Raw genomic sequence first — 16,156 nt, forward strand, 5'->3', positions numbered from 1 at the left:
TAGGGAGTTCTGAGACGTTGACAAGCCCTGTTTTCAAAAAACTTTTCAACCGTCTTTTTTTTGCGCAAAACGCCTTTAAAGCGGTAGTTTTTCCAGCGTTTCAAAGCCATAACGCTGTAAAACGGGTAAAAGCTGTTCAGTATCCGGGGTAATCGCCATGCAAAAAGCCTTATTGGCATCATTCGATTTGGCATCCGGCGCTTCATGCTCCAGCAGCCAGGCGGTGCGTCGAGCAATCGCCGCGCCGGAATCGATAAACCGCGTTCCTTCCGGCATAACCTGTTGCAGTTCTTCCGCCAGTAGTGGGAAGTGCGTACAACCTAATACGACCGTATCGGGCGGTTCCTGCATCCGTAGCCACGGGCGCAGAATTCGACGCAGCTCTTCCAACGGTACCGCTTCGCCGTGCAGCTTCGCCTCTGCCAGTTCCACCAGCTCAGCGGAACCCAGCATTTCGATGCGGCATTCATTGGCAAAGCGGTCAATGAGTTCACGAGTATAAGGACGCTTGACGGTTCCGCGTGTCGCCAGCAGGCCGACAATACCGTTCGCCGTTAAGCGCGCGGCAGGCTTAATCGCCGGCACCACGCCGACCACCGGGAAAGCGAACTTTTCACGTAGGGCTGGCAGGGAAACGGTACTGGCGGTATTACAGGCGATGACCGCCAGCGCCAGAGGATAGCGTTGCTGAACGGCAGTCACGATTTCAACAACACGCTCAACGATAAACTCCTCGCTCTTCTCGCCATAGGGGAAGGCAACGTTATCGAAAGCATAAATATAATGTAGATCCGGCAACAGCTGCCGAATCTCGTTATATACCGACAACCCACCGACGCCGGAATCAAACACCAGCACGGTGGGGCGTGGATCAGAAGGTGTAGCTGCCAGACAAGGTGTATTCCCGTCCTGCAGTTTGGTAGCCATATACTGTCTCGTAATCTTTATCGAACAGGTTGGCTATTTTACCACGAACTGTGAGATGTGAGGTGACTGGATACGAAACTGCGAGATCCCACAAGCTTACGCCGCCCAACTTAACGCTCTCAGGCGCATAGGTTACCGGGTCGTAAGTGTTGTCATAACGGGTGCCAAGATAGTGATAGGTCACACCCCAGTCGAAATCATAAACCTGCCAGTCCAGCTGGTATTTCACCTGCTGTTTTGCCCGGCGCACCAGCAGCTCGTTGGTTTTCGCATCACGCGCATCGACATAGTCATAGCTGATGCTGTGCGCCAGCGGCCCGGTATCAAACGACGCCGTCGCTTCAATACCTTTAATACGCGCCTTGCCGACGTTGTAATATTTCATCAGCTGCGAGTCGTAGTCGATCAGATTGTCGATGTCGTTACGATATCCGGACAGACGCCATGTCACCCCAGACGTCAGGCCTTCAAAGGCCCCTTCCCACTGCTTGCTCTCTTCCGGGTCGAGATTCTGATTACCGTAGAAGCCGTACAGCTGGCCGAGATTCGGCGCTTTGTAGGCGGTGCCATAAGAGGCGATAAAGCGGTAGCCGTCGATAAATTCCCACGCGGCGCTGCTCTGCCAGGTACCATGCTGGCCAAACTGCGAGTTATCATCACTACGCGCCGCCCCTTCCAGAGTGAAATCGCCCAACTTTTGCAAGCCAGTGATAAACAGGCCGGTATTACGGATTTCATAGCCATCGGTCACATAGTTCGTGCCAGGCTCGGTGGTTTGTTTTTGCCAGTCAATTCCAGCGCCAACGTTGCCGTGGCCAACATCGACCGTGTTCGCCCACTGCACATTGTACTGTTTCACTTCATCCAGCGTCGCCGAGGTGTCATAGCGCCCCAGTCGCGGATCGTAATTGTAGTCCTTGCTGTGGCTATAGCTGGAAGTCAGCTGCGAGTGGAAGATATCCTGATTAAAACGCAGGCCGGCATCCCAGGTCTGGCTATACAACTGGCGAGTGTCGACTAATACGCCGCCATAAGGAGAGCCGTCGTAGGCCGTCCGGTTGTCATAGCCGTACCCACGCACAAAGCCGCTCCACTCATTGGAGAAGCTATGCTCCAGCGCGCCGTAGATCGTTTTGCTCATAAAGCCATCGCGATCCGGCTGGCGAACGCCGCCGGTATTGCCTTCCGCAACCACATCAAATCCTTTGGTATAGGTGTAGTCGCCCGCCAGGGTGACGCGGGTATGACCGCCGAAAGTCTGCTGCGTGCTGCCGCCATAGTTCTGGTAGCCATTTGAGCCCACGCCGGCATTGAGCGTGGTGCCGTCCTGGTCGCGAGTGGTAATAATGTTTACCACCCCGCCGATCGCATCCGAACCGTAGACCGCCGAGCGCGGGCCACGAACGTATTCAATGCGCTGTACCAGAGCGATAGGGAACTGGCTTAAGTCGGAAGAGCCGCTGACGCCCGCCTGATTCAGACGTACGCCATCCACCAGGATTAAGACATGGCTGGAGTTGGTGCCGCGTACGAAAAGAGAGCTCTGCTGCCCCATGCCGCCGTTTTGCGCGATGTCCACGCCCGGCAGGCGGCGCATCACATCGGTGAGAGAGGTTGACTGCCAGCGATCGATATCCTGCCGCGTCACCACGCTCACCGGCGCCAGCACGGTCTCGATAGGTTGCGCCACACGGTTTGCCGTCACCACTAACGTATTTGAATTGCTGTCCTGCGCCCAGCCGGAAAATGCCGTGACGGATAAAGCCGTCATCAGCGAAGCTTTTTTAATCATTGTAAAAGCATCCATAATATAGAGAGGATGCCGCCGGCTCTATCAGTAGCTCGCGATGATAGAAACCAAATGCGACGTATCCGGCAGGTCTTCGGGCTTGGAGGCTGCTTTAAGAAATAATGACTTCCCACGGCTAACCGCAGTGTCTGCACCGAGTGCGCTTATTTCTCGCCTTTCCTTACCGCTGCGCGTCAGCTCCAGATTCGCACTGGATTCCCTATTAACTCAGAGGACCGGTTGCAAGATGCTACAATTAGAAACATATAGATGTCCAGACTGCTATAACGATATTTCATCCGCAACCAGGGCTGGACATCCCCAATGCTTTCCCTACAATCCCCGCGTACTTATTTTATTCAGGATGCATCATGACCCCCGAACACCTCCCTACCGAGCAATACGAAGCGCAACTGGCAGAAAAAGTCGTCCGTTTGCAGAAAATGATGGCCCCTTTTGCCGCGCCGGTTCCGGAGGTGTTTCGTTCGCCGGTCAGCCACTACCGGATGCGCGCTGAATTTCGCCTGTGGCACGACGGCGACGACCTCTATCACATCATCTTCGATCAGCAGACCAAGTCACGTATTCGCGTCGATACCTTCCCCGCCGCCAGCGAGCTCATCAACCAGCTGATGCCGGCAATGCTCGACGGCGTGCGCCATAACCCGGTCCTGCGCCATAAACTTTTCCAGATTGATTATCTGACGACCATGAGCAACCAGGCCATCGTCTCGCTGCTCTATCACAAGAAACTCGACGACGAATGGCGCCAGCATGCGGAAGCGCTGCGCGATGCCCTACGCGCGCAAAATCTCAACGTGCAGCTGATAGGCCGCGCCACTAAAACCAAAATCGAGCTCGATAGGGATTATGTCGATGAACGTCTGCCGGTTGGCGGGCGCGAAATGATCTATCGTCAGGTGGAAAACAGCTTTACCCAGCCAAACGCGGCGATGAATATTCAGATGCTGGAGTGGGCGCTGGACGTCACCAAAGGTTCCACCGGCGATCTGCTGGAGCTCTACTGCGGCAACGGCAACTTCTCGCTGGCGCTGGCGCGTAACTTCGATCGCGTGCTGGCGACGGAAATCGCTAAACCGTCAGTCGCCTCCGCGCAATACAACATTGCCGCCAACCATATCGATAACGTGCAAATTATCCGTATGGCGGCGGAAGAATTTACCCAGGCGATGAACGGCGTGCGGGAGTTTAACCGCCTGCAGGGTATCGATCTGCAAAGCTATCAGTGCGAAACCATTTTTGTCGATCCGCCGCGCAGCGGGCTGGATAGCGAGACCGAAAAAATGGTCCAGGCCTATCCACGAATTCTCTATATCTCCTGCAACCCGGAAACACTGTGCCAGAACCTGGAAACCCTCAGCCAGACGCACAATGTCACCCGCCTGGCGCTATTCGATCAGTTCCCGTATACCCACCATATGGAATGCGGCGTACTGTTAACGAAGAAATAAACGCATAAAAAAACCCGGCGAACGCAACGTTGCCGGGTTATTGCCTGGCGGATTACTCCGCCGCGGTATCTTTGCGGTTGCGCATCTTGTAACCGATCCAGAACACCATCGCGACAGACAGCACCGCCGGGAAGAAGTTAGAGCCGATATCCGGATATTCTGCGCGCACCACGGTGCTATACAGCAGAACGCCGAGAATAAAGCAGGCGGCGGAAAGCCCCGGCAGCCCGACCGGCATACTGCGGTTCTGATAGCGCTGGTGCAGACAGTATACCGTCAGCAGCAGCGACAGAACCGGGAAGATGGAAAAGGGAACGATTGAGCTGAACAGCGCGGCGAAGGTGCCATTAATGGACAGACCCGCGATCAGCGCCAGCAGTAGCGTACCTTTATCTTGAACTGAGTGTTTCATTGCTCGTCCTTCACGTTATTCGGAATGATGTGACATTTTTTCTTGTTCACGGCGATACCAGTAATACGCGCCTTTTGAAATCATTCTGAGCTGCAGTACCAGCCGCTCTTCCAGCTGTCGGCGCTGCTCCGGACTGACGTCCAACGCTTCCGCACCGGCGTTGAATACGATGGTGACCATAGCTTCAGCCTGCGCTTCGGTAAAGGCGCGCGGCATATGGTTTTCGAGTTCTAAATAGTCGGCAAGTTCCGCGATGAAATGCTGGATCTCGCGCGCTACAGCGGCTCGAAACGCCGCGGATGTGCCAGAACGCTCACGCAACAGCAGGCGGAAGGCGTTCGGGTTGTTACCAATAAACTCCATAAAGGTAGAGACGGAGGTGCGGATGACGCTGCCGCCTTTCGCAATGCGCTGGCGCGCCTGGCGCATCAGCTGGCGCAGCATTAGCCCGCTTTCGTCTACCATCGTCAGGCCTAACTCATCGACATCGCGAAAATGACGATAAAAGGACGTCGGCGCGATCCCTGCTTCCCGCGCAACCTCACGCAAGCTCAGGCTGGCAAAGCTTCGCTCAGCGCTAAGTTGGCTAAATGCCGCTTCCACCAGCGAGCGGCGGGTTTTTTCTTTTTGTTGTGCTCTTACGCCCATCACGATGTATGAATCCTTCCAATAGCCCTGTCGGCACTATACCAGAGATTAAAACTAATCGGTTTGTACTGGATTGTGAATGATTGTTTATGAGCCGTTTCTGCTTTTATGCCGCAAAAAAGCACAACGATAATTGGGTTAAAGCTCGCCAAATGTTATCATCGTGTTTATTTTGTGTATAAAACAGGTGAGTAATGCCATGTCACACTCTTGGGATTATGATGCAATAGTGATTGGTTCCGGTCCTGGCGGTGAAGGCGCCGCTATGGGACTGGTGAAACAGGGAGCTCGTGTTGCCGTTATCGAACGCTACCATAACGTCGGCGGTGGTTGTACCCACTGGGGAACCATCCCGTCAAAAGCGCTTCGCCATGCCGTCAGCCGTATTATCGAGTTTAACCAAAACCCCCTCTACAGCGACCATTCCCGTCTTCTCCGTTCTTCCTTCGCCGACATCCTCAACCATGCCGACAGCGTCATTAACCAGCAAACCCATATGCGTCAGGGTTTCTATGAGCGCAACCACTGCGAAATTCTGCAGGGCAACGCCCACTTTGTTGATGAGCACACGCTGGCGCTGGAGTGTCACGATGGCACCGTAGAAACGGTCACCGCCGAGAAATTCGTTATCGCCTGCGGCTCGCGCCCGTATCATCCGGCCGACGTCGATTTCCACCACCCGCGTATTTACGACAGCGATTCCATTCTTAGCCTGCACCACGAACCGCGCCATGTGATCATTTACGGCGCCGGGGTGATCGGCTGCGAGTACGCGTCGATCTTCCGCGGTATGGAGGTTAAGGTCGATCTGATCAATACCCGCGATCGTCTACTGGCGTTCCTCGATCAGGAGATGTCCGATTCGCTCTCCTATCACTTCTGGAACAGCGGCGTGGTTATCCGCCATAACGAAGAGTACGAGAAAATCGAAGGCGTCGATGACGGCGTGATCATGCATCTGAAGTCTGGTAAGAAGCTGAAAGCTGACTGCCTGCTGTACGCCAACGGTCGTACCGGTAACACCGATACGCTGGCGCTGGAAAATATCGGTCTGCAAACCGACAGCCGCGGCCAGCTGAAAGTAAACAGCATGTATCAGACCGCCCTACCGCACATCTATGCCGTCGGTGACGTTATCGGTTATCCAAGCCTGGCGTCAGCGGCTTACGATCAGGGACGCATCGCCGCGCAGGCGCTGATCAAAGGCGAAGCCTCCGCGCATCTGATTGAAGATATCCCGACCGGGATCTACACCATTCCGGAAATCAGCTCGGTGGGTAAAACCGAGCAGCAGCTAACCGCGATGAAGGTGCCTTATGAGGTAGGTCGCGCACAGTTTAAACATCTGGCGCGGGCGCAAATCGTCGGTATGAGCGTGGGTACGCTGAAGATTCTGTTCCATCGCGAGACGAAAGAGATCCTCGGCATCCACTGCTTTGGTGAGCGCGCGGCCGAAATTATTCATATCGGCCAGGCGATTATGGAGCAGAAAGGCGGCGGTAACACCATTGAGTACTTCGTTAACACCACCTTTAACTACCCGACCATGGCCGAAGCCTATCGGGTAGCGGCGTTAAACGGCTTAAACCGCCTCTTTTAACGCCTTATCGAAGTGGCCATCCATAGTACTGCGGATGGCCTCCGCCAAATGCTCATAGCGGCTACGCAGCGGCGAACCAGGACGATAAACCAGCCCGATGGTGCGTCTTGGTTCCGGCTTAATGCACGGAATATAGACCACGCCATCGCGTTTTCTCTCCTGCGGCACCGCCAGCGCAGGCAGTAGTGTAATACCACTTCCGGCGGCAACCATGTTGCGCAGCGTTTCAAGGCTGGTCGCGCGGAAGTGGGTATCTTCGTCCGCACCCGCTTCAAAGCAGAAGCCCATCGCCTGGTCGCGCAGACAGTGTCCGTCTTCCAGCATCAACAGCTTTTCACCCGCTAAATCCGCCATCGGCACGCGATCGCGCTCTGCCCACGGATGGTCTTCGTAGATAGCCAGCATCATCGGCTCATCGAACAGCGGCACTTCGATAAAGGCTTCACTCTCTTTGACCAGCGCGAGGATCGCGCAGTCGAGCTTACCGCTATCGAGCTGCGCCAGCAGCTGATGGGTTTGCGCCTCATGCAGATACATTTCCAGCTTCGGGAAAGTCTGATGCAGCATCGGAATTATGTGCGGCAGCAAATATGGCCCCACCGTTGGGATCAGGCCGATATGCAGCGGCCCGGACATGGTTTCCCCTTGCTGGCTTGCCATCTCCTTGAGCACTTTTACTTCGCGTAGCACGGTACGCGCCTGATCCACCAGCAGCAAACCCGCCTGAGTGAACAGAACCTTACGGCTGGTGCGCTCCAGCAACATCACCCCAAGTTCATCTTCCAGCTTGCGAATTTGTCCGCTAAGCGTAGGCTGACTGACGTGGCAGGAATCTGCCGCACGTCGGAAGTGGCGATGTTCAGCCAGCGCTACCAGGTATTCAAGATCGCGAATATTCATTATTCATCCTCCATCGCCACGATAGTCCATGGCGATAGATAGAATAGCAACGAACGATTATCCCTATCAAGTTTTCTGTTCAATAATAACCACAGAAACGAGGAGAACATCTGAAAATCATTGAGTCGCCTCACAGTTTCCCTACCCGAACAACTAAAGCCAACGTGAACTTTTGCGGACCTCGTGTCCGCTTTTTTTTGCGTAAAAAAGCCCGGGGATTACCCAGGCTCATTCAACATCGGTGTAATCTCTTACACCAGGCGCTGTCTGGCGTCGGCAATCGCCTGCGCCACCTGCTGCGGCGAGACGCCGCCTTTGGCCGCACGTTTATCAAGGCAGGACTGCAACGACAGGATCGGATAGACGTCATCGCCGATAACGTTGCTGAACTTTTGCAGGTCGCTTAACGGTAAATCTTCCAGCGCTTTGCCCTGAGCAATCGCTTCAACCACCGCTTCACCGACGATATGGTGTGCTTCGCGGAACGGAACGCCTTTTGCCACCAGGTAATCCGCCAGCTCGGTAGCGTTGGCGTAACCCTGCTGCGCCGCTTCCGCACAGCGCGGACGTTTCACCTGGATACCGTCCAGCACCAGCGCCGCCATGTGCAGGCAGTCAAGCCAGGTGTCCAGCGCATCGAACAGCCCTTCTTTGTCTTCCTGCATATCTTTGTTGTAGGCCAGCGGTAGCCCTTTCAGGGTCATCATCATGCCGGTCAGCGCGCCCTGCACTCGGCCGCATTTACCGCGGATCAGTTCCAGCGCATCCGGGTTTTTCTTCTGCGGCATCAGCGACGAACCGGAAGTAACGCGGTCAGACAGTTCAACAAAACCCGCTTCGCCGGTATTGAAGAAAATCAGATCTTCGGCAAAACGCGACAGGTGCACCATGCCGATAGAGGCATCGGAAAGCAGTTCCAGCACGTGATCGCGATCGGAGACGCTATCGAGGCTGTTACGGGTCGCCGATGCGAAACCCAACCAACCGGCCAGCTGCTCACGGTCGATTTCATAAGCGGTTCCCGCCAGCGCGCCGCAGCCCAGCGGGCTGACATCGAGGCGCTTGAGCGCGTCCTGCAGACGGCTTTCATCACGGGCCAGCATTTCAACGTAGGCCAGACACCAGTGCGCAAAAGTCACTGGTTGCGCGCGTTGCAAATGGGTATAACCCGGCATCACCGCATCCTGATTGTTGCCAGCGGTTTCCACCAGCGCGCTTTGCAGTTGGCGGGTCGCGGTCAGCAACTCGGTGACGGTCTCTTTGCACCACAGCTTGAGATCGGTGGCGACCTGGTCATTACGACTACGTCCGGTATGCAGTTTTTTGCCCAACTGGCCGACTTTATCGATCAGTTTTCCTTCGACCCAGCTATGGATATCTTCGGCATCGCTTTCAAGGATTTGCTGCGGGTTGGCGCGTACCTCTTCCAGCAAGACGTTCAGCGCCTCTTCCAGCTGCAGCTGCTCATCGGCGGTCAGTACGCCTACGGTTACCAGCGCTTTGGACCAGGCGACGGATCCCACGATATCCTGTTCCGCCAGACGATAGTCAAAGCGTAAAGAGTCGTTGAATTGTTTGAACCGCTGATCTGCTGCCTGTGTAAAACGCCCGCCCCAAAGTGCCATAACATGCTTCCTTTATTCGTGAGTTCTGCCGGGTCGCGCTGCGCTTACCCGGTCTACGGTCTTGTCGCCCCGGCAAGCAACGCGCCGCCGGGCATTCAATCTTAAGCCAAAATACGCGTACCGATCGGGGTACCGTTAAATAATGCCGGCAGCTGCTCGGCATGGCGCCAGGAAGCGATATCCACCGGGCGGCCCAGCTCGCGCGCCGCGTCCAGCGCCGCGTTCACTTTCACAATCATGCCGTCGGTAATAATGCCCTGTTCAATCAGTTGCTCGGCCCTGGAGGCGGTCATTTCCGCAATCCGCTGACCTTTACCGTCGAGAATGCCGCTAACATCGGACAGCAAGATAAGATCCGCGCCCAACGTCGCCGCCAGCGCCGTCGCTGCCTGATCGGCGTTGACGTTCATCAGTTGTCCTTCGTCGGTGACGCCAATCGAGCTCACGACAGGCAGGTAGCCGCCCGCCAACAGCGTATTGATAAGCGTCGGCGAGCCTGCCTGCGCTTTACCGACGTGGCCCAGTTCTTCATCCAACTGAGTCACCTTCACGCTATCGCCATCGCCGAGGAACAGCCCTACCGAGGAAAGACCATGCTTTTTCGCCCATGCCAGCAGCGTTTTATTGGCAGTTCCCGCCAGCGCGCCGGTAATGATGTCAATCTGATCGGCAGGCGTTACGCGCAGGCCATTTTTCTTTTTCACCGGCAGATTAAGCTGTTTCATCAGCTCATCCACCACGCAGCCGCCGCCGTGGACGATAACCAGCGGACGCTGGTGTGTTTCGCGGTAGTGCACCAAGGCGGTAAACAGACGTTCCAGCGCTTCTTCGCTATCCAACAACACGCCGCCAAGTTTGATAATCAATGGATTGTTCATCATCACACCTTAAATTAAAGACTGCGTCTCAGCGAAGCCGAAACGAATGTTAGCGCACTGCACGGCCTGCGCTGCCGCGCCTTTCAGCAGGTTATCTTCTGCGGCCACGACGATAATATGTTCATCCTGGACGGCAAAACCGATATCACAGAATGGCAGCCCAACTACGTTTTTCAGCGCCGGTACGCCTTTATCGTATAAACGGACCAACGGCTTATTGGCATAGGCCTGCTGGAAGACCTCAGCCACCTGCTCTTTACCGACGCCCGGCTTCAGGCGACAGGTAATGGTTTCCAGAATACCGCGTTTAAAATTGCCCAAATGGGGAGTGAAGATCACCTCTGCACCCAGATGGGTGGCAATTTCTGGATGATGGCGATGATTGAAAACGCCGTACGGCTGCAGGCTGACTTCGCAGAAGCTATTGCTCATCGCCGCCTTACGCCCGGCGCCGCTGACGCCGCTGGTGGCGTTGATCACCGGCCACTGCTTCAGATCCAGCAGACCGGCATCGATCAGCGGTTTTAACGCCAGCTGCGCCGCCGTCGGGTAGCAGCCAGGCACCGCGATCAAATTCGCCTCTTTCAATGCTTCTACGTTCCACTCCGCCAGACCGTATACCGCCTGCTTAAGCAGATCGGAATGCTGATGAGTGAAACCGTAGTATTTTTCGTAGAACGCGCCATCGTTGACGCGAAACGCGCCGGATAAATCGAACACCACGCAGCCCGCGGCCAAAAACTGCGGCGCCAGATCGTGGCTAACTTCATGCGCGGTGGCGAGGAACACTACATCCGCGCCGGCGCTAAATTCGCTGATATCGGACATTGCCTGCAGCGGCAGGTCGACAATACCTTTCAGCTGCGGATGTATATCGGAAATTAACTTTCCGGCATCATTGCTTTGCGCGGAGACGGTCAAAGCGGTTATGTTCATATGAGGGTGGCGATTTACATAGGCCACCAGCTCTGCGCCGGCATAGCCGCTAGCTCCCACGATCAGCGTATTTAGCATTGGAAGAGCATCTCCTTACATTCGATGGGTTTTATTGCGCTCAACGATATTGTATTTTTATTCACAAATACTGCATGAATATTGATACTATCATGACCTGAGGTGTGTCAACAATGAAAAACAATTTACCGCCCTTTATCGAGATTTACCGCGCATTGATCGCCACACCATCCATCAGCGCGACCGAAGAAGCGCTGGATCAAAGCAATGAGTCTTTAATCAATTTACTCGGCGGCTGGTTCCGCGATCTGGGCTTCAACGTCGAGATCCAGCCGGTACCTGAGACGCGCAATAAATTCAATATGTTGGCCAGCACTGGCCACGGCGCTGGCGGCCTGCTGCTCGCCGGGCATACCGATACCGTGCCTTTCGACGATGGTCGCTGGACCCGCGACCCGTTTACACTTACGGAGCACGACAACAAACTCTACGGGCTCGGCACCGCCGATATGAAAGGCTTCTTCGCGTTTATCCTCGATGCCCTGCGCGACGTTGACGTCAGTAAATTGAAAAAACCGCTGTATATTCTGGCCACCGCTGACGAAGAAACCAGCATGGCGGGCGCGCGCTACTTTGCCGAAACCACGCAACTGCGCCCGGATTGCGCCATCATCGGCGAGCCGACCTCGCTGCAGCCGGTGCGGGCGCATAAAGGCCACATTTCAACAGCGGTACGCGTACTGGGCCAGTCCGGCCACTCCAGCGACCCGGCGCGCGGCGTGAACGCTATCGAACTGATGCACGATGCGATTGGCCGCATTATGCAACTGCGCGATGATTTAAAAGAGCGTTACCACTATGCCGCTTTCACCGTGCCTTATCCGACGCTCAACCTGGGCGCCATTCACGGCGGCGATGCATCCAATCGCATCTGCGCCTGCTGCGAATTGCACATGGATATTCGTCCATTGCCGGGGATGACGCTTAACGACCTGAACGGCCTGCTGGATGAAGCGCTGGCGCCGGTCAGCGAACGCTGGCCGGGGCGTCTGACGGTCTCTGAGCTGCATCCGCCGATTCCAGGCTATGAATGCCCGCCGGACCACAAGCTGGTCGAAGTGGTTGAAAAACTGCTCGGCGCGCAGACCGAAGTGGTGAACTACTGCACCGAAGCGCCGTTTATCCAGACGCTGTGTCCTACGCTGGTGTTAGGACCGGGCTCCATCAACCAGGCCCACCAGCCGGATGAATATCTGGAGACGCGGTTTATTAAGCCGACGCGCGAGCTCATCACTCAGGTTGTCCATCACTTCTGCTGGCATTAATCGCTGCTAGTTTCCCGCCTTCACGTCCGGAGGCGGGAGAGTGACGATCGTCACACTTCCATAAGTAATGCTTATCCGCCGACCGCTGAGTTAACTTTCGCAAATTATCGCCATTTATTCGTTTGCTGAAGCGATTTCGCAGCAATTGACGCGGGGGTATTTACGTGGCTTTATAAAAGACGGGTTGCTTATCCACTGCTCAAATCACGGAGCGCCGGATATAACAAAATAAAATGAGATGGGGTGTCTGGGGTAACATGAACGAACAATATTCCGCTTTGCGTAGTAATGTCAGTATGCTCGGTAAGGTGCTGGGCGACACCATCAAGGATGCGTTAGGAGAAAACATTCTTGATCGTGTCGAAACTATCCGTAAGTTGTCCAAATCTTCTCGCGCGGGCAATGAAGCCAATCGCCAGGAGCTGCTTACCACGCTGCAAAACTTGTCCAACGACGAGCTGCTGCCGGTGGCGCGCGCCTTTAGCCAGTTCCTGAATCTGGCCAATACCGCTGAGCAATATCACAGCATTTCGCCCAACGGCGAAGCCGCCAGCAATCCGGAAGTTATTGCGCGTACCCTGAGAAAACTCAAAGACCAACCCAATCTCAACGAAGACACCATAAAAAAAGCGGTGGAATCCCTGTCGCTGGAGCTGGTATTAACCGCTCACCCGACCGAAATCACCCGCCGGACGCTGATCCATAAAATGGTGGAAGTGAACAACTGCCTTAAGCAGTTGGATAACAAAGATATCGCCGACTATGAGCACAACCAGCTGATGCGCCGCCTGCGCCAGCTGATCGCCCAGTCCTGGCATACCGATGAAATTCGTAAGCACCGCCCTTCTCCGGTCGATGAAGCCAAATGGGGTTTCGCGGTAGTTGAAAACAGCCTGTGGGAAGGCGTGCCGAACTATCTGCGCGAGCTGAACGAACAGCTGGAAGCCAACCTCGGCTACCAGCTACCGGTTGATTTTGTGCCGGTACGATTCACTTCCTGGATGGGCGGCGACCGTGACGGCAACCCGAACGTCACCGCCGATATCACCCGCCACGTACTGTTGCTCAGCCGCTGGAAAGCGACCGATCTGTTCCTGAAAGATATCCAGGTGCTTATCTCCGAGCTGTCGATGGTCGAATGCACCGACGAGCTCCGCGATTTGGCGGGTGCGGAAGGCGCGCAAGAGCCGTATCGTTATCTGATGAAAAAGCTGCGTAGCCAGTTGATGGAGACCCAGGCCTGGCTGGAAGCGCGTCTGAAAGGGCAAAAACTGCCGAAACCGGCGGGGCTTATCACGCAAAACGAACAGCTGTGGGAACCGCTGTATGCCTGCTATAAATCGCTGCAGGCCTGCGGAATGGGCATCATCGCCAACGGCGAACTGCTCGATACCCTGCGCCGGGTGAAATCTTTCGGCGTACCGCTGGTGCGTATCGATATCCGTCAGGAAAGTACCCGCCATACCGAAGCGCTGGGCGAAATGACCCGCTACCTCGGGATCGGCGATTATGAAAGCTGGTCGGAAGCCGACAAGCAGGCCTTCCTGATCCGTGAGCTGAACTCCAAACGCCCGCTGCTGCCGCGTCAGTGGGAGCCGAGCGAAGAGACCCGCGAGGTCCTCGACACCTGTAAAGTGATCGCCGAAGCGCCGCGTGGATCGATCGCCGCTTATGTGATCTCAATGGCCAAAACGCCGTCCGACGTGCTGGCGGTTCATCTTCTGCTAAAAGAAGCCGGTATCGGCTTTGCCCTGCCGGTCGCGCCGCTGTTTGAAACGCTGGACGACCTGAACAACGCCAACGACGTTATGACTCAGTTACTGAATATTGACTGGTATCGCGGCTTTATTCAGGGCAAGCAGATGGTCATGATCGGTTACTCCGACTCGGCCAAAGATGCCGGCGTGATGGCCGCCTCCTGGGCCCAGTACCAGGCACAGGACGCGCTAATCAAAACCTGCGAAAAAGCCGGTATTGAACTGACTCTATTCCACGGTCGCGGCGGCTCCATCGGTCGCGGCGGCGCTCCGGCCCACGCGGCGCTGCTCTCGCAGCCGCCGGGCAGCCTGAAAGGCGGCCTACGCGTCACCGAACAGGGCGAAATGATCCGCTTTAAGTACGGCCTGCCGGAAGTGACCATCAGCAGCCTGTCGTTGTACACCAGCGCGATTCTGGAAGCCAACCTGCTGCCGCCGCCGGAACCAAAACCGCAGTGGCGCGAAATCATGGCCGAGCTGTCCGACGTCTCCTGCAAGATGTACCGCGGCTACGTGCGGGAAAACAAAGACTTCGTCCCTTATTTCCGCTCCGCGACCCCGGAACAAGAACTGGGCAAACTGCCGCTTGGCTCGCGCCCGGCGAAGCGTCGCCCGACCGGCGGCGTCGAGTCACTGCGCGCCATCCCGTGGATCTTCGCCTGGACCCAGAACCGCCTGATGCTGCCGGCCTGGCTGGGCGCCGGTGCCGCGCTGCAGAAAGTGGTCGAGGGCGGTAAGCAAAGCGAGCTGGAAAGCATGTGCCGCGACTGGCCGTTCTTCTCGACCCGCCTCGGAATGCTGGAAATGGTCTACTCAAAAGCCGACCTGTGGCTGGCGGAGTACTACGATCAGCGTCTGGTGAAACCGGAACTGTGGAAGCTAGGCGAAGAGCTACGTCAGCTGTTAACCGCCGATATCAAAGTGGTGCTGGCTATCGCTAATGACTCCCACCTGATGGCCGACCTGCCGTGGATCGCCGAATCCATCCAGTTGCGTAACATCTATACCGACCCGCTTAACGTCCTGCAGGCCGAACTGTTGCACCGTTCGCGCCAGGCTGAAGAGGCTGGCGAGGAACCGGATGCGCGCGTTGAGCAAGCGCTGATGGTCACCATTGCCGGCGTCGCGGCAGGGATGCGTAATACCGGCTAGTCACCGTTTCCCCCGGTCGCCCGGCCGGGGGATTTTCCCTCTCATTTTAGTGATGCAACATCTCATCGACGATCTGCTCTTTATGCAGCGCATAGGGATAATAGGTCGGCCAGTTATCCATCTCTTTCAGCAAGGCCTCCTGTGATTCATTGCCCATAAATATATGGAAATGCTGCGATTTGCGCGGGCCAATAATATGGTCGCTGAACTGGACGAATTTCGGCGCGTTACCATCGCCCTGTTGGCACTCAAACAGATAGCGAACGCCCTTCTTGCCGGAGGCGTATTGCAGGATTTTGTAGCCTGAGTAGGTATATTTGCAGCTATTAACGGTCTTGCCGACGTGGAACTCTATCACGTCATCTTCGATGCCAATCTGTTCCACGTCGGTGGCGTAACCCTTCTTATAATAGGCGCGATACTCTTCCACGCTCTTGCCGCCGGGCTTTTTCGCCTTCTGCTCCAGAACCGGATCAAGGTCGCCATTCAGCAGGTACGGATTAACGGACTGCCAGACGCCATCCCAATCGCTCAACGCGCGATCCTTCACATCTTTATCGGCAAAAATGCCTTCGCTAGCCTGGCGTTCTATGTCGGTCAACGCTGGGCCATGGCTATGGTTACCGTGGGCGAACGCCTGGACGCTCGCAAGCGCCATGCCTAAGCCAAACGCGAGCATGGGGATCTTTCGGGTCATTACTCTCTCCTGAGTTCAAT

The 16,156-nt window shown here is 55.8% G+C and carries 13 protein-coding genes and 1 riboswitch; of the genes, 4 read left to right on the plus strand and 9 right to left on the minus strand.

All coding sequences use genetic code 11. The features are described from left to right. Positions 1–75 precede the first annotated feature (75 nt). Together murI and btuB are read right to left on the minus strand one after the other, a co-directional pair. Positions 76–927, minus strand: a complete 852-nt coding sequence (gene murI / locus ABLU80_RS16265; protein WP_015703959.1) for a glutamate racemase — start codon at positions 925–927, stop codon at positions 76–78. Then, positions 872–2,719, minus strand: a complete 1,848-nt coding sequence (btuB, locus tag ABLU80_RS16270; protein ID WP_015368904.1) for a TonB-dependent vitamin B12 receptor BtuB — start codon at positions 2,717–2,719, stop codon at positions 872–874. The genes murI and btuB overlap by 56 nt, the downstream gene beginning before the upstream one ends. Positions 2,720–2,783: 64 nt before the next feature. After that, positions 2,784–2,972: riboswitch (cobalamin riboswitch) on the minus strand. A gap of 115 nt (positions 2,973–3,087) precedes the next feature. Between btuB and trmA the strand changes: the two genes are divergently transcribed. After that, complete coding sequence (trmA, locus tag ABLU80_RS16275; RefSeq protein ID WP_020077583.1) at positions 3,088–4,188, plus strand: tRNA (uridine(54)-C5)-methyltransferase TrmA; 1,101 nt, start codon at positions 3,088–3,090, stop codon at positions 4,186–4,188. Between the two features lie 52 nt (positions 4,189–4,240). Here the strand turns inward: trmA and ABLU80_RS16280 are convergent, their stop codons facing one another. Next, positions 4,241–4,600: a YijD family membrane protein gene (locus tag ABLU80_RS16280; RefSeq protein ID WP_015368906.1), complete on the minus strand. Its 360-nt coding sequence runs from the start codon at positions 4,598–4,600 to the stop codon at positions 4,241–4,243. A 15-nt stretch (positions 4,601–4,615) separates the two neighbouring features. Continuing rightward, the gene (gene fabR, locus ABLU80_RS16285) at positions 4,616–5,251 is read right to left on the minus strand and encodes an HTH-type transcriptional repressor FabR (RefSeq protein WP_015368907.1); all 636 of its coding nucleotides are present in this window, start codon (positions 5,249–5,251) and stop codon (positions 4,616–4,618) included. 196 nt (positions 5,252–5,447) lie between these two features. On the opposite strand from fabR, the gene sthA reads away from it, so the two are divergent. Then, positions 5,448–6,848 (plus strand): Si-specific NAD(P)(+) transhydrogenase, encoded by a 1,401-nt coding sequence (gene sthA, locus ABLU80_RS16290; RefSeq protein ID WP_015368908.1) that lies wholly within the window; start codon positions 5,448–5,450, stop codon positions 6,846–6,848. On the opposite strand, the gene oxyR is transcribed toward sthA, so the two are convergent. From oxyR to argC, 4 genes are all read right to left on the minus strand, one after another. Then, positions 6,831–7,748 (minus strand): DNA-binding transcriptional regulator OxyR, encoded by a 918-nt coding sequence (gene oxyR / locus ABLU80_RS16295; protein ID WP_015368909.1) that lies wholly within the window; start codon positions 7,746–7,748, stop codon positions 6,831–6,833. The two genes, sthA and oxyR, sit on opposite strands and share 18 nt — an antisense overlap. Before the next feature lie 251 nt (positions 7,749–7,999). Then, on the minus strand, positions 8,000–9,373 hold the full coding sequence (gene argH, locus ABLU80_RS16300; RefSeq protein WP_042894760.1) for an argininosuccinate lyase: 1,374 nt from the start codon (positions 9,371–9,373) through the stop codon (positions 8,000–8,002). Positions 9,374–9,474: 101 nt separating this feature from the next. Continuing rightward, entirely contained in the window at positions 9,475–10,251 is a 777-nt protein-coding gene (argB, locus tag ABLU80_RS16305) for an acetylglutamate kinase (protein ID WP_015368912.1), read from the minus strand. 9 nt (positions 10,252–10,260) lie between these two features. Beyond that, positions 10,261–11,265 carry an N-acetyl-gamma-glutamyl-phosphate reductase gene (argC, locus tag ABLU80_RS16310; RefSeq protein WP_348850210.1) on the minus strand — a complete coding sequence of 335 codons (1,005 nt, stop codon included), beginning with the start codon at positions 11,263–11,265 and terminating at the stop codon, positions 10,261–10,263. A 113-nt stretch (positions 11,266–11,378) separates the two neighbouring features. Between argC and argE the strand changes: the two genes are divergently transcribed. Both argE and ppc read left to right on the plus strand, forming a co-directional pair. Beyond that, positions 11,379–12,530 carry an acetylornithine deacetylase gene (gene argE, locus ABLU80_RS16315; RefSeq protein ID WP_015368914.1) on the plus strand — a complete coding sequence of 384 codons (1,152 nt, stop codon included), beginning with the start codon at positions 11,379–11,381 and terminating at the stop codon, positions 12,528–12,530. A gap of 257 nt (positions 12,531–12,787) precedes the next feature. Continuing rightward, the gene (gene ppc / locus ABLU80_RS16320; protein ID WP_015368915.1) at positions 12,788–15,439 is read left to right on the plus strand and encodes a phosphoenolpyruvate carboxylase; all 2,652 of its coding nucleotides are present in this window, start codon (positions 12,788–12,790) and stop codon (positions 15,437–15,439) included. Between the two features lie 46 nt (positions 15,440–15,485). On the opposite strand, the gene zinT is transcribed toward ppc, so the two are convergent. Continuing rightward, positions 15,486–16,136, minus strand: a complete 651-nt coding sequence (zinT, locus tag ABLU80_RS16325) for a metal-binding protein ZinT (RefSeq protein ID WP_015368916.1) — start codon at positions 16,134–16,136, stop codon at positions 15,486–15,488. Positions 16,137–16,156: the final 20 nt, after the last annotated feature.

Origin of the sequence: Klebsiella sp. CN_Kp104, from assembly GCF_040064515.1 — a bacterium.
In the GTDB taxonomy this organism is placed as follows: Bacteria; Pseudomonadota; Gammaproteobacteria; order Enterobacterales; family Enterobacteriaceae; genus Klebsiella; species Klebsiella aerogenes.

What these genes read in the sequence shown, in the direction of transcription:
- sthA (WP_015368908.1), top strand. Translation starts at nt 5,448, where the DNA reads ATGTCACACTCTTGGGATTATGATGCAATAGTGATTGGTTCCGGTCCT.
- zinT (WP_015368916.1), bottom strand. Translation starts at nt 16,136, where the DNA reads ATGACCCGAAAGATCCCCATGCTCGCGTTTGGCTTAGGCATGGCGCTT.
- ABLU80_RS16280 (WP_015368906.1), bottom strand. Translation starts at nt 4,600, where the DNA reads ATGAAACACTCAGTTCAAGATAAAGGTACGCTACTGCTGGCGCTGATC.
- argC (WP_348850210.1), bottom strand. Translation starts at nt 11,265, where the DNA reads ATGCTAAATACGCTGATCGTGGGAGCTAGCGGCTATGCCGGCGCAGAG.
- argE (WP_015368914.1), top strand. Translation starts at nt 11,379, where the DNA reads ATGAAAAACAATTTACCGCCCTTTATCGAGATTTACCGCGCATTGATC.
- btuB (WP_015368904.1), bottom strand. Translation starts at nt 2,719, where the DNA reads ATGATTAAAAAAGCTTCGCTGATGACGGCTTTATCCGTCACGGCATTT.
- argB (WP_015368912.1), bottom strand. Translation starts at nt 10,251, where the DNA reads ATGAACAATCCATTGATTATCAAACTTGGCGGCGTGTTGTTGGATAGC.
- murI (WP_015703959.1), bottom strand. Translation starts at nt 927, where the DNA reads ATGGCTACCAAACTGCAGGACGGGAATACACCTTGTCTGGCAGCTACA.
- oxyR (WP_015368909.1), bottom strand. Translation starts at nt 7,748, where the DNA reads ATGAATATTCGCGATCTTGAATACCTGGTAGCGCTGGCTGAACATCGC.
- trmA (WP_020077583.1), top strand. Translation starts at nt 3,088, where the DNA reads ATGACCCCCGAACACCTCCCTACCGAGCAATACGAAGCGCAACTGGCA.
- argH (WP_042894760.1), bottom strand. Translation starts at nt 9,373, where the DNA reads ATGGCACTTTGGGGCGGGCGTTTTACACAGGCAGCAGATCAGCGGTTC.
- ppc (WP_015368915.1), top strand. Translation starts at nt 12,788, where the DNA reads ATGAACGAACAATATTCCGCTTTGCGTAGTAATGTCAGTATGCTCGGT.